Origin of the sequence: Blautia sp. MCC283 (assembly GCF_018785565.1) — a bacterium.
Classification (GTDB): domain Bacteria; phylum Bacillota; class Clostridia; order Lachnospirales; family Lachnospiraceae; genus Blautia_A.
This window is the reverse complement of the sequence record NZ_WQQB01000005.1, coordinates 46,026-66,707: the sequence shown is the minus strand read 5'-3', so window position 1 is coordinate 66,707 and position 20,682 is coordinate 46,026. Positions and strand designations below refer to the sequence as shown.

At 44.6% G+C, this 20,682-nt stretch carries 13 protein-coding genes, 2 pseudogenes and 1 riboswitch; all 15 genes and pseudogenes read left to right on the top strand.

Going from position 1 to position 20,682, the window contains the following annotated elements; translation table 11 throughout:
- Nucleotides 1-70 precede the first annotated feature (70 nt).
- Nucleotides 71-1,183: a 4-hydroxybutyrate dehydrogenase gene (locus tag GPK81_RS01620; RefSeq protein WP_118062240.1), complete on the top strand. Its 1,113-nt coding sequence runs from the start codon at nt 71-73 to the stop codon at nt 1,181-1,183.
- 1,003 nt (nt 1,184-2,186) lie between these two features.
- Entirely contained in the window at nt 2,187-3,143 is a 957-nt protein-coding gene (locus GPK81_RS01615; RefSeq protein ID WP_215706404.1) for a hypothetical protein, read from the top strand.
- A 16-nt stretch (nt 3,144-3,159) separates the two neighbouring features.
- Nucleotides 3,160-3,276: pseudogene (locus GPK81_RS18405) on the top strand (transketolase); the annotation flags it as partial.
- Nucleotides 3,268-3,950, top strand: a pseudogene (locus tag GPK81_RS18400) (transketolase family protein); the annotation flags it as partial. The pseudogenes GPK81_RS18405 and GPK81_RS18400, both read left to right, overlap by 9 nt.
- Complete coding sequence (locus GPK81_RS01605; protein ID WP_215706403.1) at nt 3,880-4,290, top strand: FGGY-family carbohydrate kinase; 411 nt, start codon at nt 3,880-3,882, stop codon at nt 4,288-4,290. The pseudogene GPK81_RS18400 and the gene GPK81_RS01605, both read left to right, overlap by 71 nt.
- 231 nt (nt 4,291-4,521) lie before the next feature.
- Nucleotides 4,522-5,220 (top strand): hypothetical protein, encoded by a 699-nt coding sequence (locus tag GPK81_RS01600; protein ID WP_118071506.1) that lies wholly within the window; start codon nt 4,522-4,524, stop codon nt 5,218-5,220.
- A 46-nt stretch (nt 5,221-5,266) separates the two neighbouring features.
- Nucleotides 5,267-5,623 carry a hypothetical protein gene (locus tag GPK81_RS01595; RefSeq protein ID WP_215706402.1) on the top strand — a complete coding sequence of 119 codons (357 nt, stop codon included), beginning with the start codon at nt 5,267-5,269 and terminating at the stop codon, nt 5,621-5,623.
- A gap of 48 nt (nt 5,624-5,671) precedes the next feature.
- Nucleotides 5,672-6,832 carry a hypothetical protein gene (locus tag GPK81_RS01590; protein ID WP_147343296.1) on the top strand — a complete coding sequence of 387 codons (1,161 nt, stop codon included), beginning with the start codon at nt 5,672-5,674 and terminating at the stop codon, nt 6,830-6,832.
- Between the two features lie 27 nt (nt 6,833-6,859).
- Complete coding sequence (locus GPK81_RS01585; RefSeq protein WP_215706401.1) at nt 6,860-9,190, top strand: serine/threonine protein kinase; 2,331 nt, start codon at nt 6,860-6,862, stop codon at nt 9,188-9,190.
- A gap of 201 nt (nt 9,191-9,391) precedes the next feature.
- A complete protein-coding gene (locus GPK81_RS01580; RefSeq protein ID WP_215706400.1) occupies nt 9,392-10,207 on the top strand; it encodes a sugar phosphate isomerase/epimerase family protein in 816 nt (271 codons plus the stop codon).
- 248 nt (nt 10,208-10,455) lie between these two features.
- Nucleotides 10,456-15,270: an Ig-like domain-containing protein gene (locus GPK81_RS01575; protein ID WP_215706399.1), complete on the top strand. Its 4,815-nt coding sequence runs from the start codon at nt 10,456-10,458 to the stop codon at nt 15,268-15,270.
- Nucleotides 15,271-15,372: 102 nt separating this feature from the next.
- A riboswitch (cobalamin riboswitch) is annotated at nt 15,373-15,558 on the top strand.
- Nucleotides 15,559-15,750: 192 nt separating this feature from the next.
- The gene (locus GPK81_RS01570) at nt 15,751-16,590 is read left to right on the top strand and encodes a leucine-rich repeat domain-containing protein (RefSeq protein ID WP_118071501.1); all 840 of its coding nucleotides are present in this window, start codon (nt 15,751-15,753) and stop codon (nt 16,588-16,590) included.
- A 33-nt stretch (nt 16,591-16,623) separates the two neighbouring features.
- Entirely contained in the window at nt 16,624-17,388 is a 765-nt protein-coding gene (locus GPK81_RS01565; RefSeq protein WP_021976061.1) for a gamma-glutamyl-gamma-aminobutyrate hydrolase family protein, read from the top strand.
- The gene (locus tag GPK81_RS01560; protein ID WP_021976060.1) at nt 17,385-17,942 is read left to right on the top strand and encodes a TIGR00730 family Rossman fold protein; all 558 of its coding nucleotides are present in this window, start codon (nt 17,385-17,387) and stop codon (nt 17,940-17,942) included. Before GPK81_RS01565 ends, GPK81_RS01560 begins: the two co-directional genes overlap by 4 nt.
- Nucleotides 17,943-18,165: 223 nt before the next feature.
- A complete protein-coding gene (locus tag GPK81_RS01555) occupies nt 18,166-20,679 on the top strand; it encodes a beta-mannosidase (RefSeq protein ID WP_118168471.1) in 2,514 nt (837 codons plus the stop codon).
- Nucleotides 20,680-20,682 lie beyond the last annotated feature (3 nt).

Below are 20,682 nucleotides of genomic sequence, written 5' to 3'. Positions count from 1 at the left end.
GTTATTATATTATAATAAAATTTTATAAAAAGAGCTTCTGCGAAATGCGGGGCTGACAGGAGGAAAAACTATGCAGGAACTGATGATCAGACCGACGATTTACAGTTTTGATAATTGCCGGCAGTTTGCGGAGGAATTTAAACTTGGTAAAGGGGATCTGCTTTTTACCAATAAGAGATTGTTTAAGAAATTTTTTGAGCCGCTGGGGCTTGGCTGTGATGTGATCTTCCGTGAGGATTATGGTAAGGGCGAGCCTACGGATGTGATGGCTGAGGCAATCTGGAAGGATGTGCCGAAGGATGCGAAGCGTGTGGTTTCTGTTGGTGGCGGCAGCATTCTGGATCTTTCCAAGTTGTTTGCACTGGAGAATATTTCTCCGGTTACGGATCTTTATGACGGGCTGCTTCCGATCGTGAAGAATAAGGAGCTGGTGCTGGTTCCGACTACCTGTGGTACGGGTTCTGAGGTGACGAATATTTCGATTCTTTCCCTGACTGCGAAGGGTACGAAGAAAGGGCTTGCTGTGGAGCAGCTTTACGGGGATTCTGCTGTGCTGATCCCGGAGCTTCTGGAGGATCTGCCGTTCCAGTTTTTTGCTACGAGTTCTATTGATGCGCTGGTGCATTCTGTGGAGTCCAGTCTTTCTCCTAAGGGGAATGAGACTACAAGGATGTTTGGGTATAAGGCGATCGAGATGATCCTGAAGGGTTATATGGAGATCAGGGATCATGGTCAGGAGGCCCGGATTCCGTTGATGAAGGATTTTCTGATGGCGGCTAATTATGCGGGTATTGCGTTTGGTAATGCGGGGTGTGCGGCTGTGCATGCTTTGAGTTATCCGCTGGGGGCTAAGTATCATGTGGCTCATGGTGAGTCCAATTATGCAATGTTTACCGGTGTGCTCAACAACTATATGGAGATCAAGAGTGATGGCGAGATTGCGCGCCTGAATAAATTTATGGCGGGAATCCTTGGATGTGATGTGGATGTTGTTTATGAGGAGTTGGAGAAGCTTCTGAATGTGATGATTCCTAAGAAGGCGCTGCATGAGTATGGGGTGTCCGAGGAGGAGCTTGAGGAGTTTACGGATTCTGTGCTGGAGAACCAGGGTAGATTGATGGCGAATAATTTTGTGAAATTGGATCGGGAGAGGGTTTATAAGATTTATAAGGAGTGCTTCTGATTTTTTGATTTTTGGGATTCAGTTTTTTGTGAACGGGTCGGTGTGTGCCGGCCTGTTCTTTTTTTGTGGGAAAGGGAGGACCGTGAAAGGGACGCCCGTGAAAGGGACGCCCGTGAGGCGTGTGCTGCCTGTCGCCGGGGCTTCGTCGGGGGCTGGCTTCTAGGCTGCCGGAATTCTGCTAAAACCGCTTCAAAAATTCTCAAACTCGCGTCTGAAGCCGCTCAGACAGTGAGAATTTTTGAAGCAACGCAGATTTCCGCCAGCCAAGAATCAGCTCCCCTCCTGCAGAGTCCGTCGACAGGCAGCACACGCCTCACGGGCTGGCTTTTCAGGGCGGTAGTGTGTGTGTGGGGCTGCTCGGGAGTTGGATGAGCCGTCAGCGCTGCGCTGGACGGTTGGTAGGAGAGGCTGAGTTTGCTTGTGGTTTAACGGTAGGTGTTTGGGGTCGTCGTCGCTGCGCTGGACGGCAGGGAGGAAAGGTTGGGGTTCCTTGTGACCTGATGGGAGTAAGTGAGTGACTGGAAAAAGTTGTGGAGAATAGGAATAGATCGGCACAGCGTTTCATATCCAATACCGCAGCATCCATCGCCCCGCCAGTATCTGAACACATCTCCACAACCTACAGTAATTTGCGTGGCCGGAGGGGAGGAGCGCGAGGAGGGGAAATGGCCTTTCGCAACTACGAATGCTTCCCCTCCTCGCAATTTCCTCAGCTTTGAAAAGCGAAAAAATTTCCGGCTGTCTGACGAAGTAAATCGAGGGGGTCTGCTGTCTGTTTGTCGAATTATAGTGGGATTTTTGGATGAAATCTGAGTGATTTTTTTTATAGTATGTGATATGGTTGTTATATCTTATAAGATCTTTTGTCTGTATGGACATTCTTGGAGCTTCGTATTCTGAAGCATTTTCCATTTTTGTTTCTGTGAATTTATGAAAGGCCGGTTTATGGCGTTTTCATGTTTTGTTTGTGTGGTATAATTCATATATACCGATAGGAGTGTTAATGAACAACAATACTATATTCGATGACGTTTTCCGGACGATGGTGGAGAAGATGACGTACTTGCTTGTTCCGCTTATCAACGAGGTGTTCCATACTTCGTATCCGGAGGATGTGAAGATCGTGCATCTTCGGAATGAGCATCAGCTGGAGGACGGGGAATTGATCACGGATGCCCGGCTTTTGATCGGGGATAAGGTGTATCATATTGAGTGTCAGAGTACAGATGATGCTACGATGGCAATCCGGATGTTTGAGTATGATTTTGCTATTGCGCTGGAGAGCAGGCGGAGGGTTGGACGGAGATTTTTTGTGGAGTTTCCCAGGTCCTGTGTGATTTATTTGAGAACTACGAAGAATACGCCGGATGTTGAGGAAGTGGAGCTAAAGCTTCCGGATGGGCAGGTGTGTGTATATCGGGTTCCGACGGTGAAGGTGGAGCGTTATACGAAGGATAGCATTTTTGAGAAGAATTTACTGATGTTGCTGCCGTTTTATGTGATGAGATATGAAGAGTCAGCGCATACGATAGGAGAAAATACAGAGAAGTTACAGGAATTGTTGAGTGAGTACGAGGATATCCGGGTAAATCTGGAGAAAGAGCTTTCGATGGCGGGAAGGTCAGAATTATATACAGATTTGAATAGACTAATCGTAAGGATATCCGATTATATTTTCCGGAAAGAAGAAAAAATCAGGAAAGGAGTGGATGAAGTTATGGGCGGAAAGGTTTTACAGTTGGAATCGGAACGATTACTTGAGTTAGGAGAAGCGCGTGGAAAAATTATTGGAAAGGCAGAAGGTAAAGCGGAAGGAAAAGCTGAGGGTGAGGCCATTGGCGAAGCGCGGATGAGAATGCTGATCAATCGTCTGATTGCGGATGGCCGAATGGATGAGATTGGGAAAATTATAGACAGTGTGGAGGCTTGCAGGAAATTATATAAAGAGTATGGTTTGTAAAGGAAAGAGATAAAAGATTGAGCAGCTCCACGCAGCATTTGAGGAAGCAAAACAGACAAAAGGCCAGCCGACAGTCCTCATCGCAAACACTGTTAAAGGTAAAGGCTCTGCAGTTATGGAGAACAAGGCTGCCGGAATCAGTGGTGGAATCAGCTACGGTGCTCTTGGAATGAGCCATCATTCCGCACAGGATATCGCCGCTATGTCCGCAATCCCCAACATGAGAGTTTATCTTCCAAGTGACCGTTTCCAGACAGCAAAACTGATCGAGGCACTTCTGAAAGATGAGAAACCGGCATACATCCGTGTAGGAAGAAACCCGGTTGAGGATATTTATACAGAGGATAACTGCCCGTTCGAAATGGACAAGGCAACGGTTCTTACAGATGGTACAGACGCAGCGATCATCGCATGCGGCGAGATGGTGTACGCCTGGCTTACGAGGCTGTCAAACTTCTTGAGAAAGACGGTATTCACGCAACAGTTCTTGATATGTACTGCGTAAAACCTCTGGACAAAGAAGCAATCGTAAAAGCAGCATCCAATGCAAAAGTTGTTGTAACTGCTGAGGAACACGCACCGTTTGGCGGACTTGGTTCCATGGTAAGCCAGGTTGTTGGCGCTGAGTGCCCACGTAAAGTTCTGAACATTGCACTTCCGGACGCACCGGTTGTAAGCGGAGATTCCCAGGGTGCTTTGTTCGGACAGGGCTACATACGGAACAGGTTCCTCTGTTATGATGAACGCAGGAACAGAACCGATCATGTCAGATCTTGGTCTTGTAACTTCTCTTGCATGGGGGCTTAACGGCAAAATTACTTATCAGATCACAGACATTGTGGAGATGATGAAGGCAGAAGATGGAATGACAGTAAAAGAGCTCTGCGTAGACGGCGGCCCTACAAGAAACCAGTATCTGATGAAGTTCCAGAGTGATATCCTGGGAACAATAGTAAGCCTTCCAAGATGTGAAGAATCTTCCGCGTTCGGAGCTGGCCTGATGGCAGGATTAAGCTGTGGACTTTACAAGATGGAAAGCATCTTTGAGGTGAAAAACCGCAACCAGTTTATCCCGTCCATGAATGCGGTCGAGAGAGAGCAGAAATACAGCGGATGGAAAAATGCGGTAGAGAAAGTTCTCGTATAATTCTTGTAAAAAAAATTCTCAAAATAACATGCATTTCCAATGTACTCCAGCTACAGAGGAAATGATAAAAAGCCGGTCTTTGCAGCAGCAGAGGCTGGCAAAAATTATATCCAGGGGTAATTAAGCTTATGGTATAATCCAGGTAGAAATATTTTTCGCAAAAATATGCAGAAATATTTTACTATACTGTTTATACATAATAAATTTACAGAAGAGAAGGAGAAATAAGCTATGAGTAAGATGTCTAATGTGGTAAAAACGGTTGCAGTGATTGCAATTGCTACGGTGATCGGCCGGTCGGTCGGTTATTTTACAGGAACAAGAATGGCGGCTTCCAGTCAGACTGCCAGTTCAACGTCCTCCACTTCCAATGAAGCAGATTCTTCAGCTGCTTCTCAGATCATGAATTCTTCAGCAAATTCTGACGTCACTTCTGACAGCAGCACATCAGAAACTGCCATTGCAACACCGGCTACGGATTCTCTGTTAATAGAGCACCGTGTATTTAAGACTGACGACACTGCAGAACATCCGGAATATATAGTGATCTTTTATGAAAGTGGAAGCAAAAAGCTTGTGCAGTTAAATGATGAAACTCTTTTTTACAAATCTGCAGGTTATACTCTCGAAAGCATCCAGGGTATTGATGTCAGCCAGGTTTATCCAGGGGTTGAAAATTTCGATTTCATGACAAAAGAAGTTACTGATGAAGGTGACTATATCAGATATGTGCTCGCATTTAATAATCTTGAGAAAAACGAAAATCTTAAAGCTCTTGACGGAGCCGGAATTATCGTATTAGATGATGGATTCACAGAAAATAACTATGTAAATGCAGAGACATTATGCCAGTCCATGATTGACAGTGGGCGCCAGGAACTGAAATTAACGGAAATGCCGGACAGCCTTACCTACACAGTTAATGAGTAAACGCACTTCCTCGTAAAAAGCTTTCACCGTCAGGAAGGGAAATTCTATGTATGTAGAAAAAAGAATAGGTGGAGATTATTACCAGTATGTAATTTCCATCACCACTTATAATCCGGAGCAGGCAGCTATCCGAACCCTTAAATGGTATGTGAATTATCTGAACCAGAGACTGTTTCAGAGCTGTTATTCTTATGAGCTGACTCACGGAGAATGTTTTCTGATCATCCATCTAAAGGAAAGTGAATATAAAGATACAGAATCCAGAAGTATATTTCTGCAGACCGGGAAGGAAACAGCTGACAGTGTATGTGAAGATTTCAAAATGCTGGCCTGCGGAATCATTCCCCTGGAAATTCAGCAGAAAGTAACTGCTGAAATTGATGGAATAAAAAAGGAATGGTAAGCATAAACATGAAGAAGTATGTGGATCTATCAGGGGGTGGAACAGGATATGAGAAAGAAAACAAAAAGAATATTTGATGACATCATTATCGGTCTCAAAGGAAAAGATGCGCTTGCGTGCCTGGAATCCCTCGAAAAAATCCAGAAGGATTTCTTGCAGGACCGGGATTCCCTTGAAGGGATCCAGAAGAAGATTGACAGCTATCCCCTGCGTTACCGGATCATTTACAAAGGCTTCTGCAATCAGTGGAGTCTTGCTGAGCTTAACGCTGCATTACAGGAAAAAAATGAGGAAGTTCTCTATGCCCGGGATCTGATCGAGGCAAGTCTGATCTATGCTTTTCAGAAAAAACTGACCTTTGATCACTGGTACAGTCTGATCGTGCAGATCCGCGAATTTGAAAGCAGTGGTTCTTATGATGGATTTCTTATTAATGGGTTCAATGGCTCCTATTCAGCGTTTCCTCTTGCACGTATGGAAAACTATGTGCAGATGAATTCCTGTTTTTATGCGGAGACTATGTATACACTTCAGCGAACCCTTACTGTGGAAAAGGATCTCGGGAGACTGGGTGAGAATCAGGAATTTGTTTCTTATATGTGTGAAAACATACGGATGTTTTGTGATGGCAGAGAAAAATCCAGATATTATATCTGCAAATATTTTCTTTTTTATCTGAATACCAGGATCAAATATTATATGGCAAGTGATAAAAACCGACGGATCAAAAGAAACATTTATCTTGATCTTCCACTCAGCAATATTTCCAAAATGGATCCGAATCGACATGCTCATATGTCCGAGGAAGAGATAAAAGAGTGTCTGGCCACAGCGAAGATCAGTCCTAATAAGTTGTTTGAACTTCTGAACCGATTTTATTCCTATATTCTCCTCAGTGATTCGGATGCCAATGATCCGAACTGGGAAGAGTACAGCTTTATGCACAGGATTCTTCAGGGAGACTGCATTTCCCGGTCACTTCTTTTACTCATGATCTTATTCTTTGGAAGTGAAGCAGAACTTCCTGATCCGGGACTGATCCTGACAGTAAGACGAATGAATGAGATTCTTCAGGCCTGCAGATTTCAGGTACTGGATGAGAGCGCGGAAGAGGACAGTCTTGACAGTTTTTTGATTGCCGTTCTCTGTTCTGATGACAAAAAATCAGCGATCAACAGGATGATCGGACAAATGAATCTGATGCAGTAATTTCTGAAAACAGAAGGAACTAATATTATGCAGCAACTGAAACCCGGAAGTAAACTGAATAATAAATACAGAATTCTTCGTTTTATCGGACAGGGCGGTTTTGCCTTTGCCTATGAAGCAGTCCAGGAGCCTATTGGTCTTAAAGTCTGTATCAAGGAACTTTTTATAAAAGAATCCAGAGACACTTTTCTCAGGGAAGGAAGAATTCTTGCCACGTTAAAGAGTGACAGTATTGTAAAAGTTCTGGATTATTTTGAGGAAAATGAAACCAGTTATATTGTACTTGAATATCTGGAAGGAATAACCTTAAAAGAATATGTAAAGCGATATGGACCAATTCCGGCAGACCAGCTTTTTTCTGCGATTCTTCCAATCCTGTCGGGGCTTTCCCTGATACATAAGCGTGGTTTGATTCACAGAGATATTGCTCCGGACAATCTTATGGTCCTAGGCACGGATTTTTCCGGTGGACCTTCGCAGACTCTGCGGTTGAAACTTTTTGATTTCGGGACAGCAAGGGAATGTGGAAGGGATGAATATACCTGTACTCTGAAGGATGGTTACAGTCCGATAGAGCAGGTAAGTTCTCAGGGAAACCAGGGAACGACGACAGATATTTATGCTCTTTCAGCTACTTTATGGTATTGTCTTACAGGTAAGATACCGGATGGAGCGTACAGTCGTCTTCTGGATGATAATCTGAAGGCGCCTTCCAATCTGGGGATAGAAATCGATCCTGAGCTGGAAGATATTCTGATGAAAGGACTGTCCCTGCAAAAAGAAGACCGGCCGCAGAGTATTGATGAAATGCTGGCGATCGTGGGTAGAGAGCAGGCTGTGAAGAAAGCAGGCGATGGCAGCAGAGCAGCAAAAAGACCTCAAAAAAGAAAAAAGGTGTTTTTTGCCTGTGGTGTTTTCTGTCTCTTTGCGATACTTACGCTGTTGGGTGTTTTTCTTTACCGGAAAAATACACCGCTGGAATATAATGCGGAGACCATGTATCAGGTGACTCTGACTCCGGACGATAAATTTACAGTAGTCGGATATAATGAATCCATAAAAATTCTGGAGGAACGTCTGAAGCGATTTGCTGTCAAAAGTGGAAGGTATTCTTTAACAGAAAATAAAGGAGTTCTTACCATGCTCCTGCTGAAGGAAGATTTTCCGAAAAATACAGCCGGTGGCAATAATTACAAATCTACAGATACTGATTCAGCTTCAGTTCCGGAATATGTCCTGAAAGCTTATCTTACCCGGGCTGTAGATCTGATCATTCAAAGCCGCGAAAAAGGAGATACTTTTAACGAAAATCTGAAACTGGATCAGACGAAGGACTTTACCCTGACCTGGCACAAAGGGTCCGTTTCGGAGGTGAAATCTGACAGCGCGATGACTTCCACACAGAACTCCAATGGTTATTACGAAGTGATCTTTTCAAAAGATTTTCTCTCCCGGAACAGAGAAAAGATAAGATTCTGGAATAATAATTATGCCATTTATCAGGATCCTGATGATATTCCGTCAGTAACTCCTTATACGACCATTCCTATGGAAGATGGAAGAGGCTGTTATCTGACAGATAATGATAATGGTGCTTTTTCAGATCTTCTTAAGTATAATCTGACGCATCCACCACTGGAACACAGCTTCTCCATTTCTATTAAAGAACAGGTGGACTGGCAGACGGATGACAGCAGTTTTGGGGAAGATCAGGTCAGAGAGAATAAGATAAATGATGGAATTTACTGTTCTGTTTATGGAAGCATGACGGATGGAGAAGAAATGGATTGCTATCAGGCATTGCGTAATCGACTGGACAGCCTTGATATCTCCTATGCGCTTGGAAAAATGGATGCTCTCACAGCAGTAACGAAAGGCTGTGACGCACCGGCTTATCGTTTTCTATCTGTTAAGATAAATTCATCTGATGAGAAACTGCAATATTGGGATGTATGGAATCTGATCGCATGCAGCCACACGTTTTGTCTGACAGATGGGGATGGAAATATTGGGTGGATCTTTGATTACACAACTACTGTGGATGAGAATGGAATTACGATCGCGCAGACAGAACTGCCGGGTAGTTTTCAGGATGAAGATAAGACAGTTTATCTGTCATATTTGAACGGAGCTGATACGATCCGTATGATGTCGGGAAAAGTTCAGGGAGACGGGAGCTGTTGCTTTGATCATTTTGCAAATGGAGCGGAGATTTCGGATGATAACAGATGGATCATTCCGCTGATCGGAACCTGTATCAAAAATGATCTGCCGGTAGAACTTTTACCCTATGATCTGAAGCTCAGAAATGAAACAGTAAATGACTGGAAATCTCTGGGGCTTTTTATTGAAAAATAGCCAGTCAGATGTCGGCTTGACCCTGTGAGGATGTCAGATTATAATAAAATAACAGGCATTTCCTGTACGTTTCAGAGGTATTGGAAATGACGGAAAGCCGGTCTTTGCCATAACAGCAGGGCCGGCAAAAATTGTATACAGGTACAGAAATACCTGAAAGAAAGGACGGGAAGCCATAAGTGCTTACCCTGGTAAAGAATTATGATATATATCAGTCATCTTCTGCCGGATCATGAGATGAACGAGATTATCGAGCAGACAGGAGTGGGAATCGAAAGTATTGAATTTTCGATAGCAGACAATCTGGATCATCTGAATGATTCCATTGGCAGCTACCGGGAACGGTTGAAATTTATGGACTGTCGGGGACTGACCCTGCATGGACCGTTTATGAATATCGATCCCGCGGCTTTTGACAGCGAAGTGCGTAAAATTACGATGATGCGTTTTCACCAGACTTATACAGCAGGTATGGAACTTGGGGCAAAAAAGATCATCTATCATACCTGCATGAACCCTTATGTCCACTATCTTCAGGGCTGGCCTGAGAGAGTTGCGGAGTTTTTCGGAGAATTTCTGGAAGAGCATAAAGAGCTGGAAGTTGTGATGGAGAATGTGTTTGACCCGCAGATCAATCCGGTTCTGGATGTTTATAAACTTCTTGGGGAAAAATATCCGAATTTCCATCTCTGTTTTGACATGGGGCACGCCCACTGTTATTCGAAGATCCCGGTTCTGGAATGGACAGAGAAGCTGGCGCCTTATGTGACCCATGTCCATGTTCACGACAACAATGGTGACCGGGATTCCCATGCTGCCCTGGGCGCCGGAAATATCCCTTATGAAAGAGTACTGGGACTGCTTCCGGAAACCAGGGAGCGGACGTGGACCATTGAGTGTTGCAGCAAAAAGGATGTTCTGCAGTCAATTCGTGTGCTTCATAACATCAGCAGGACACGGAAAGAAAATCTACAGCAATCCCGAGAATTATTTGACATAAAATTTCCAAACTGTTAGAATAACAGAAGAAACAACTGCATATTTCAGATGAGGTGAACTGCCACAGACAGTTCTTAAAGGAGGATTCCAGCGTGAGGTCTGAATCGCATCTCTGCCACGTCATTTACATTATTTTTTCGCAGAGGGGATAAGAGTATCTGAGATATTCAGCTAAAATTAAATACAACTAACCGATAGAAAATCAGTTCTCTCATTTCAGTGAGGGAACTTTTTTAGTGCGGAAATAAAAGGAAAGGAAAAAAAGAATGAAAAAAACAAAAAAAGGCTATGGAAAAAAGGCGCTTAGTGTGTCTTTGTCAATGGCGCTGATGCTGGGAGGAACTGCACCGGTACAGGCCGCAGATCTGTTTTCGGATCAGACCGCAGAAGAAAGTACTTCCATGGAGCTTTATCCGGAAGAAAACACTGCAGAAGAAAGTAATACCGCAGATTTTGCGGCAGATGAAACTGAGAATGGGGCAGAAGATTTTTCAGCAGGACAGGAAGATCAGGCGGATGAATTTTCGGCAGGAGATGAAGACAGCTCTAAGGCTGCTGTGGCAGAAGTACAGTCTGCTTCCCATGTGATAAGTACAGCAGCAGATCTTCCGACAGGAGGAATCGCGGAAGGCGAAACTTATGAACTTGCGGCAGATATCACTCTGACTTCCGGTCAGCAGATCAGCTCCATTGCAGGTACGCTGGATGGAAAAGGCCATGTGATCACTCTTGCGGATAAGCCGCTTGCAGATAAAGTTTCCGGAACGATCCAGAATCTTGGAGTTGCAGGAAGCAGCACACTGACGCTTTCAGACGGACAGGGCAGTGTGGCAAATACAGTAACAGGAACGATCCAGAATTGTTATTCTACAGTATCCTCCAATGCGGCAAGTGATTATATGGATACCATCGGAGGTTTTGTGGGAAATCTTCAGGGAACAGTAACCAACTGTTACTTTGCAGGAAATACAGATATGTTTGGTGGAGGAATCGCTGCTACAAATGGAGGTTCCTATAAGATCAGCCATACACTCTGGGCATCCGGTATGTCTGCGGTTGGTATGGGAAGAACCGATAATATTTCTGATGACAGCAAAACCAAAATGACTGCAGATCAGATCAAAGCCAGTGTGGATATCCTGAATACAGAGATCCCGTCTACAGGTTTCAGATGGGCACTTCCTTCTGATGGAAGCAACAACGGACTTCCGGTACTGACAGAAGGTTCCGGGACTCCGGCAGAAGTAAACTGGGACAGCCTGAAAGCTGCCATTGAATCTACAGAGAAACTTACAGAGTCTGACTACACAGAGACCAGCTGGAAAGCTGTTTCCGAGGCTCTTGCTGAGGCCAGGGAAATGCTGGATGCAGGTACAGCTTCCCAGTCAGAAGTAAACGCAGCTGCAAAGAAACTCAGCGATGCAGTGAACGCACTGAAGAAACAGAAACCGGAAGCGCCGGTAAAAATCCCGGAAGGTGTAACCGTTACACATATTACTTCTGCAGACCAGATCGAAAATATCTGGAGCGGTACAGAAGGTCAGTATTATGTGCTGGATAACGATATCACTCTTACAGGTGATTATATGAACTTCTGTGAATTTAATGGTGTGTTTGACGGCCAGGGTCATACTGTTACGCTGAAAGATTCCCAGGGACTTTTTACCAGAGTGGGAGAGAGCGGTGTTGTACAGAATACCGCATTTAAAGGAACGATCGGAAATGTATGGGAAAATACAGGTGCACTTGGCGGAAGCATCAAAGGTGCGGTACTGAACTGTTCTGTGGAAATTTCCGGAAGTTATGCCTGCGGTTTCGCGAAGAAATTATCAGGCGGAGTTATCGCAAACAGTATTTCTTTTGGCGAGAGCCCGAAAGGCGCGTTGTTTGCACAGTATGAAACTGCGGATGATCCAGGACTTGTAAAGAACTGTTACTGGGCAGATACCCTGTCCATGCCGTCTGTACCGGAGGGAGTTCTGGTAAATTCCACATCCAGGGATGAGACAGAAATGAAGACGCTGGATCTGGTTGATGTCCTGAATAACGGACGTGGAGACAATGGTACAAAATGGGGACAGAGCAGTGAAGGATTCCCGTACTTTGGAGAAAACCAGTCCTATAAACCGGATACTGAAGTGTGGCCGGAACTTCCAGCAGAAAATCAGTATCAGGTAGAATTTTCTGCTTATAATGGAAGTGCAAAAGAAACCCTGACAGATTCCCGTCTGCAGGTATCTCCGGATTCTGTCAATGCATTTAAAGTTGCAGGCAGATTAAGCCTTAAGGATTATCAGGCACCGGAGGGTAGTCATCTGGAGTGGAACTGTACAGAGATGAAGCCGTCCGGAGCAATGGCAATGGACCTTTCTTCCGGAGATCTGTATGTATACAGAAACGGAAAAACACTTATCACAGCAACACAGATAAACAGTGACGGTTCCAGTAAAGTTGTTGCGTATGTTTCTGTGATCGCCACAACAAAGAAGATCGAAGCAGTCAGACTTCTTATTGACGGACAGGATATAACAAACGGAAGCTTTACGGTAGCAGGTTCCGAGACTAAGAAGATCCAGGTTCAGGGAAAATATACAGGGGAAGATGATTTCAGCGATATGGCTTTTTCAAGTTTCCTGTATAAAGCCGCTGACAGATCTGTGATCAGTAATGATGAAAGTTACAGTTCATTCTTCTTCCTGAAACCGGGAACTTCCTCTATCACCGTAAGCTCCAAGGCACAGCCGGATATCTCTGCAAAAGTAGATCTGACATCTACATATGTGCCGATCGAATCCATTGTACCGGGAATGTCCGGACAGCAGGTGATCCATGGAAGAAATGCAAACAGTGACGGTCAGGAAGAGGACGGCAGAGTTGCATTTAACCCGATTCCGGGAAGTGCCGTAGTAACTCCGACCAATGCAAGTTATGCATCTGACTGGACCATTACAAGCAGTGATGATACGATCGGATATTACAGCAACGGTTCCAAAGTATTTGTTCCGAAACAGTCCGGAAAAGTAACTTACACAGCAGAAATTAAAGATACAGATCCGGAAACAGGAAAGACACGTACCATTACCGGAACTTCTGAGGTTGAGTTTGTATATAAGAATCCACTGACTTCAGTCACTTCTCCTGTAACAGAGGTAACCGTAAGATCAGGAGAAAGTCAGGATATCGATCTGAGCTTTACCGGAGAGATTTCTGACCAGGGATACAACGTGACAGATCCATCCATGAAATGGACTTTTGACAAAAAAGGTGTTGTAGTCATTACAAAGAAAACAAGTGGCTACTGGAAACGTCAGGATGGAGCACCAGATACAAACAACTACTTTATCGGAACCGATTACAGGATCACGGGAATCGGCGAGGGAACGGTGATCGCTACCGGTACACCGGTTGACCAGACCAATTCTCCGGAACCTGTAAAGATCAGGCTCACAGTAACAAAAGGTGACGGACAGGATACAGACAACAAAAAACTTGCGTCTGAAGACGTTGAGAAAGCAGTTTCTTATCTTACAGACCTTCATCAGGAAAAAGGATATCAGTATGGAGATGAGTGGGTGGTATATGCTCTTCTCCGCAGCGGACAGACCATTGACCAGGATAAACTGGACGCATATTACGAGTCTGTATGTGCGACTGTAAAAGGCTGGAGTGCAGACCAGAAACCTACAGATATTGAGCGAGTGTCTCTTGCATTAACAGCTATGGGAAAAGACATCACAAATGTTGACGGTGTAAACCTTGCAGCGATGATCTACAATTCTGAAAAACTGAAAAATGGTTCCAATGAACTGATCTATGCATTGATCGCTCTGGATGCCGCAGATATCCAGATCCCGGGAAATGCGAAATGGAACCGTGCTTCCATCATCAGGGCACTTGGAGAATTCCAGAATCCGACAACCGGTGGAATCGGACTTACCGATGCAAAAGGAGGAAGCTCTGATATTACAGCCATGGCGCTTCAGGCCCTTGCTGTCTACAGAAACCATAATACAGTCGCAAAAAATATTTCAGACAAAGCACTCACTTACCTGGCAAATGCCATGGGAGATGATTTCGGATATGGTACCTGTGAAAGTACAGCCCAGGTTCTTCTGGCACTGACTTCTATGGGAATTGATCCGTTAAGCGATGATTTTGGTACTGTAAATATGAATATGATCACAAATCTGACTGGTTATATTCAGAGCGACAATGGTTTTTCACATTCCATGTCAATTTCAAAATCCAGCGAAATGTCTACAGTACAGGCACTTCAGGCACTGGATTCTTACAGACGTTTTGTAAATAAGGAGACAACATACTGGGATCTGAAAAACAAAGGAGAACATGCAAAACACAGCTGGGATGCAGGAACAGTAACAAAGAAATCCACCTGTAAGACAAAAGGAACAAAATCTTATACCTGTACCTGGTGCGGAGAGAAAAAGACCGAATCAACAGCTCTTGCAGCACATAAGTGGAGTTCCTGGAAGACAACGAAATCTGCAACTGTTTTTGCACCGAAACAGATCACAAGAACCTGTTCTGTATGTGCCAAAAAAGAAACAAAGAATTCAGGAAGCAAACTGAAACCAACGATCAAACTGAACGCATATGGAATTCGTCTGAATCCGGGAAAATCTACTAGCAAAGTGAAAGTCAGTGGTCTTGCAAAAGGAGATTCCGTGAAGTCCTGGAAATCCAGCAATACTGCAATTGTAAAAGTAGATAAAAAAGGTGTGATCACCGCACAGAAAAAGACAGGTACTGCTTATATCACAGTAACTCTGGCAAGCAAAAAAACGGCGAAACTGAAAGTCGTTGTACAGAAAGGAACAGTAAGAACTGCGGCCATAACCGGACTGCAGTCCAGAATAACCATCAGTAAAGGAAAGACAACGACCTTAAAGCCGATACGCAGACCAATAACATCTGCTGAAAAACTTACATACAGTTCCTCCAATAAGGCTGTTGCCACAGTAAGTTCCAAAGGTGTGGTCAGAGGTGTGAAAAAAGGAACTGCGGTAATTACAGTAAGATCCGGAAAAGTTTCTTACAAATGCCGTGTAACTGTAAAATAAATACTGATCATTATGAAATAACCCCGCCTATAACTCTGATTCACGGGATTGTCACAGAAAAAGAAGTGTGTTATAATTTCTGAACAGTTAAATATGGAGAAAAAACAATTACCGGTTTTAAGTTCTCTGCCACATCGGCAGGGCCAAGAGGGAACAGGGTGAGAATCCCAGGCAGTCGTGCTACTGTATTTGTTTAGATCTTTCTGTAACCATTGTACGGATCTGTATGAGAAGGGGAGGGATCGTGATTACATAAGCCAGGATACCTGCTTAAAGCTGCTACCAGTTATTACACGCAATGATAAATGGAGGGGGAGATTGTTTGGTTTTGTGTACCTATTTTTCGGGACACAGAAAGAAACATTTCCTGAATTCAGAGATATTGCGGTAGCAGATGGTATTGTTGAAAACATGATCATTATATACGGATGCGATATCTTTCAGGGTATTGCATCCGTTTTTTTGTTGAGAGGTTAAAAAATGCAGAAAACACTGGTGTGGCGTTCGCAGAAAGAAAGAGAAAAAACATTTGTAAGAGGATGTGCAGAGAAACACGGAGAGAGAATTCTTGTTATCGGACAGCCTTACAGCCGAATCGGGGACGAGGCACTGAAGAATAATATCCGGATCAGAGAAGTGAGCCTGGAAAACTGCGTCAGAGAGATTGGCAGAGAAAGTTTCGCCGGATGTACAAGGCTTCGAACAGTAAGATCAGAGAAAATAAAAGTTATAAAAAACAGAGCTTTTTCCGGTTGTGTAAACCTGAGAAGTTTTGAAATCCCGGCTACAACAGAATATATTGGAAAAGGGGTTTTGTACGGGTGTAAAAGACTGCAGAAGACAGTTTTTGAAGAGAATAAGAAAATCATCCGAATTCCGGCAGAAGCTTTTATGGAGTGCCAGGAACTTTCCGGAGTAGTGCTTCCGGAAATGATCACTGAGATTGGGCGAAGGGCATTTTATAAATGTGGGAATCTGACAGAGATAAAAATTCCTCAGTCTGTGGAGCGGATTGAAAGAGAGGCGTTTTATCAGACCGGACTGCAGAAGCTGGAACTTCCTCAAAAGCTGAAATTTATTGGAGAGAGCGCTTTTCTGAAGTGCAGAAATCTGGAATATGTCCGGGTTCCGGAATATGTGGAAACTGTGGAAAAATGGGCGTTTCACGGGTGCAGTATGTTGAAAACAGTGGAATTTTCCGGGGATCCAGAAGTGCTGGGAGAATGGATCATAAATAAAGGGACAAAGATCCTGTGCAGAAAAAATACCAGAGTCGATGACTATTGTAGGAAGTATGGATTTGCGGTAGAATATCTGTAAAAGCGACCATTTTTTTGTGGAAAGAGGAGAAGGATGAGGGAAAGAAAACCTGTGATCGGCGTTACCTGTAATTTTGACTACAGGGATGCTGTTGGAATGGTTTCGGGCATGGGGATCACCGGGCAGGACTGGGACTTTGTCAGCGGTGATTATGTGTATATCCTGGAGAAAGCCGGTGCGATTCCTGTGCTGATCCCGCAGTATGGAGATCTGGAGGCGGCGAAACCGTTCCTGGAACAGCTGGACGGAGTGCTGATCTCCGGCGGACATGATGTAGGGCCGGAGCGGTACGGGGCGTTTCCAAAAGGGTACTGCGGAACGATCATGCCCATGCGGGATGAGCAGGATATTGCGATTTCCAGATATTTTATGATGGAAAAGAAAAAGCCGATCCTCGGGATCTGCCGTGGCATTCAGATCATGAATGTGGCCTGCGGCGGAACCCTGTATCAGGATCTGGAAAAAGAAGGGGGTTTTGAACATCATTTCGGGGATAAGTACCCGAGAAATGTGGCGTGGCATAAAGTGAGCATTGCCAAAGACAGTATATTGGAAAAGACTTATGGGAACCGGGAGATCCGGGTGAATTCTTTTCATCATCAGGCGATAAAAGATGCCGGGGAGAATGTGAGGATCACAGCCTGGTCCGAGGACCGGGTGCCGGAAGCTATGGAACTTGAGGATCATCCATTTGCGGTGGCTGTGCAGTGGCATCCGGAGATGATGTATGATTCTTCGGAGCAGATGAAACTTTTACAGGCATTTGTGAAGGCAGCAGAGAAGGGGACAGAAGCATGAATATTTGTATATATGGAGCATCCAGCGCAGAACTGAAAAAGATTTATTATGAGAAAACAGAGGAATTGGGACGGCTGATAGGAAAACGTGGCCATGGCCTTGTTTTTGGCGGTGGAAAAGAAGGACTGATGGGTGCGGCGGCCCGTGGCGTTGACAGAGAGAAAGGTTATATCCTGGGGATCGCACCGCGATTTTTTGACAAGCCGGGAGTCCTGTATGAGCATTGTACAGAGTTTATTTTTACGGAAAATATGCGTGAGAGGAAGCACCTTTTGGAAAGCCGTTCCGATGCGACCATCGTGGTACCTGGTGGAATTGGTACGTATGAGGAGTTTTTTGAGATCCTGACACTGAAAAGTCTGGGACGGATCGACAGGCCGATCGTTCTTTATAATATCAACGGATATTATGACAGCATGAGGGCCCTTCTGGAGTATACGGCAGGGGAGAAATTCATGGCAAGAGATGTTGTGGATATGTGCCGGTTCATGAAAGATCCGGAGGAGATCCTGGATTATATTGAGAATTACCGGAATTATGGGGGAAAGTTATAAAAAGGGTTGTAAGGATAATAAAAATAAAGTCCGGGTTATAGGACAGATTGCAAAAATACAACAGTCCCAAATATAGGACTGTAAAAACGAATGTGTTACAGAATAATATAAGAAAGTCTGTAGTAATTCCGGGAAGTTATATTCTGAACAGTCAGGTTTGATATAGTAATTGATGGAAATGCCATAGTCTGCAAGGGGATTTTTACAGGAGAAGGTATATTTTATGAGGAAGATTATGTTAAATGGCCGGTGGGAGCTGGCGGAAGCGGGGAAAGATACATTATGTGCAGTGCAGGTTCCGGGATCTGTACTTTCCGGACTTTACGGGGCCGGAAAGATTGAAGATCCTTTTTACCGCACCAATGAAGATGCCACGAGGGAACTGTTCTGGAAGGATTATGAATTTTGCAGAACGTTTGCGGTTACGGAGGATGTCCTTAATGAGAAGAAAGTGATCCTGGTATGCGAGGGACTGGACACACTTGCGGATATTTATATCAATGGAAAAAAAGCCGGATCTACAGATAATATGCACCGTACCTGGAAACTGGATGTGAAAGGATTTCTTCATTCCGGTGAGAACCAGATCCGGATCGTATTTCGGTCGGTGTTTAAGTATATCGAAGATTATGAGTATGAAGAGAATAAAGAGATCCATTATGTTCCCTGCGGCGGAATGAAAGGAAACCAGCTGATCCGTAAGGCACACTGCATGTTTGGATGGGACTGGGGCCCCCAGACGATTGATGCCGGAATCTTCCGTGATATTTATCTGGAAGCGTACAGTCATCCGAGGATTGAGGATGTGAAGATCACACAAAGGCATGGGGATAATGCTGTGGATGTGTGTACAACTGTAGCTGTGAGCGGCGATGCTGTGGATAAGTGTCAGGTGAGAGTGAGTATCCGGAAGGATATGACGAGTGTCCGTGGAAATGGACATGCGGTTCAGGAGACTGGAGACTTAGAGATATATGCAGATGGAGCTGTACTGTTGAACAGTAATTCTGTAACTCTGACGGGAAGAATCCACAACCCGAAACTCTGGTGGCCAAACGGCTACGGCGATCAGCCGTTATATAAAGTTAAGGTGGAACTTCTGGATGAGGATGGCGAAGTTCTGGAAACTATAACGAAGCGCATTGGTCTCCGTACTCTTACCATCAGCCAGGAAAAAGATCTCTGGGGAAAAGAGTTCGCGTTCTGTGTCAATGGCGTGAAGATTTTTGCCATGGGCGGAAATTATATTCCGGAGGACTGTATTTATTCCAGGATCACGCCGGAGCTTCAGGAGTACCTTCTGGAATCCTGTAAACGTGCCAATTTTAACTGCGTCCGTGTGTGGGGTGGCGGTTATTATCCTTCGGATCATTTCTATGATCTCTGTGACGAGATGGGGTTGATCGTATGGCAGGATCTGATGTTTGCTTGTAATGTTTATGATCTTACAGAAGAATTTGAAGAGAATATCACGAAGGAAATTACAGAAAATGTAAAACGTCTCCGTCATCATGCATCTCTGGGACTGTGGTGCGGAAATAACGAGATGGAATCTGCCTGGGATCACTGGCCGGAGGTGCAGAGTGAGTCGAAATATCTTCGTGCGGACTACATAAAAATGTTTGAGCATGTGGTGCCAAAAGCAGTGAAAGCGGCAGACAGCGAGACCTTTTTCTGGCAGTCTTCTCCGAGTTCCGGGGGTTGTTTTGATGAGCCGGATGATGAGAACCGGGGGGACTGTCACTACTGGGATGTATGGCATGGCCAGAAGCCTTTTACGGATTATCAGAAGCATTATTTCCGGTTCTGTTCGGAATTTGGTTTCCAGTCCTTCCCGTGTCTGAAAACAGTAGAGAGCTTTACGGAAGAAAAAGACCGGAATATTTTTTCCAGGGTGATGGAGAAACACCAGAAGAATCCGGCAGCCAACGGAAAGATCCTGTATTACCTTTCGGAGAATTTCCGTTATCCGGAGAATTTCCGCAAGCTTCTCTATGTGAGCCAGATCCTTCAGGGAATGGCCATGAAGTATGGCGTAGATCACTGGAGACGTCACAGAGGCCGCTGTATGGGAACTCTTTACTGGCAGATCAATGATAACTGGCCGGTGGCGTCCTGGGCAAGTATCGACTATTTTGGTCGCTGGAAGGCACTTCATTATATGGCAAAAAAATTCTATGGGCCACAGGCGGTGAGTATGTGCATGGATGGGGATACCATGCAGGTGTATCTGGCAAATGAAAGTATGGAAGCACAGTCATATCAGGTTGTCTTTTATGTGAAAAATATGGAATGCGAGATTCTTGAGAAGATTACCGGAAAGGGCACTGTGGGTGTGCAGGAGTCCGGGCAGATCCTGACGGTGGATGTTTCAGGATGGGAAGATAAGAAGTATGAGATTTTTCTTGAGGCGGAAGTGACACTGGCTGATGGAAGGGTGCTCCGTGATGTGGAGACTCTTGTTCCATATAAGTATCTGGAACTGGATAAACCGGAGATCACTGCTGAGGTGGAGGAGCAGGATGATGCATTTGTGATCCATTTGAAGAGCAGCTGTTTCAGCCCGTTTACAGCTGTTGGATTTACGGATGTGGATGCGACACTTACAGATAATTTTTTCCATATGACAGATGGCGGGGAAATCTGTGTCCGGCTTGATAAGAAGGACGTTCGAAACGGAGAGATCCTGGATGCGGCGGATCTTACACGGCAGATGGAGATTTTGACGCTGGCATAAGAA

Excerpts from the sequence above, each read along its gene's own strand:
- GPK81_RS01620 (WP_118062240.1), top strand. The coding sequence starts at position 71 with ATGCAGGAACTGATGATCAGACCGACGATTTACAGTTTTGATAATTGC.
- GPK81_RS01615 (WP_215706404.1), top strand. The coding sequence starts at position 2,187 with ATGAACAACAATACTATATTCGATGACGTTTTCCGGACGATGGTGGAG.
- GPK81_RS01605 (WP_215706403.1), top strand. The coding sequence starts at position 3,880 with ATGATGAACGCAGGAACAGAACCGATCATGTCAGATCTTGGTCTTGTA.
- GPK81_RS01600 (WP_118071506.1), top strand. The coding sequence starts at position 4,522 with ATGAGTAAGATGTCTAATGTGGTAAAAACGGTTGCAGTGATTGCAATT.
- GPK81_RS01595 (WP_215706402.1), top strand. The coding sequence starts at position 5,267 with ATGTATGTAGAAAAAAGAATAGGTGGAGATTATTACCAGTATGTAATT.
- GPK81_RS01590 (WP_147343296.1), top strand. The coding sequence starts at position 5,672 with ATGAGAAAGAAAACAAAAAGAATATTTGATGACATCATTATCGGTCTC.
- GPK81_RS01585 (WP_215706401.1), top strand. The coding sequence starts at position 6,860 with ATGCAGCAACTGAAACCCGGAAGTAAACTGAATAATAAATACAGAATT.
- GPK81_RS01580 (WP_215706400.1), top strand. The coding sequence starts at position 9,392 with ATGATATATATCAGTCATCTTCTGCCGGATCATGAGATGAACGAGATT.
- GPK81_RS01575 (WP_215706399.1), top strand. The coding sequence starts at position 10,456 with ATGAAAAAAACAAAAAAAGGCTATGGAAAAAAGGCGCTTAGTGTGTCT.
- GPK81_RS01570 (WP_118071501.1), top strand. The coding sequence starts at position 15,751 with ATGCAGAAAACACTGGTGTGGCGTTCGCAGAAAGAAAGAGAAAAAACA.
- GPK81_RS01565 (WP_021976061.1), top strand. The coding sequence starts at position 16,624 with ATGAGGGAAAGAAAACCTGTGATCGGCGTTACCTGTAATTTTGACTAC.
- GPK81_RS01560 (WP_021976060.1), top strand. The coding sequence starts at position 17,385 with ATGAATATTTGTATATATGGAGCATCCAGCGCAGAACTGAAAAAGATT.
- GPK81_RS01555 (WP_118168471.1), top strand. The coding sequence starts at position 18,166 with ATGAGGAAGATTATGTTAAATGGCCGGTGGGAGCTGGCGGAAGCGGGG.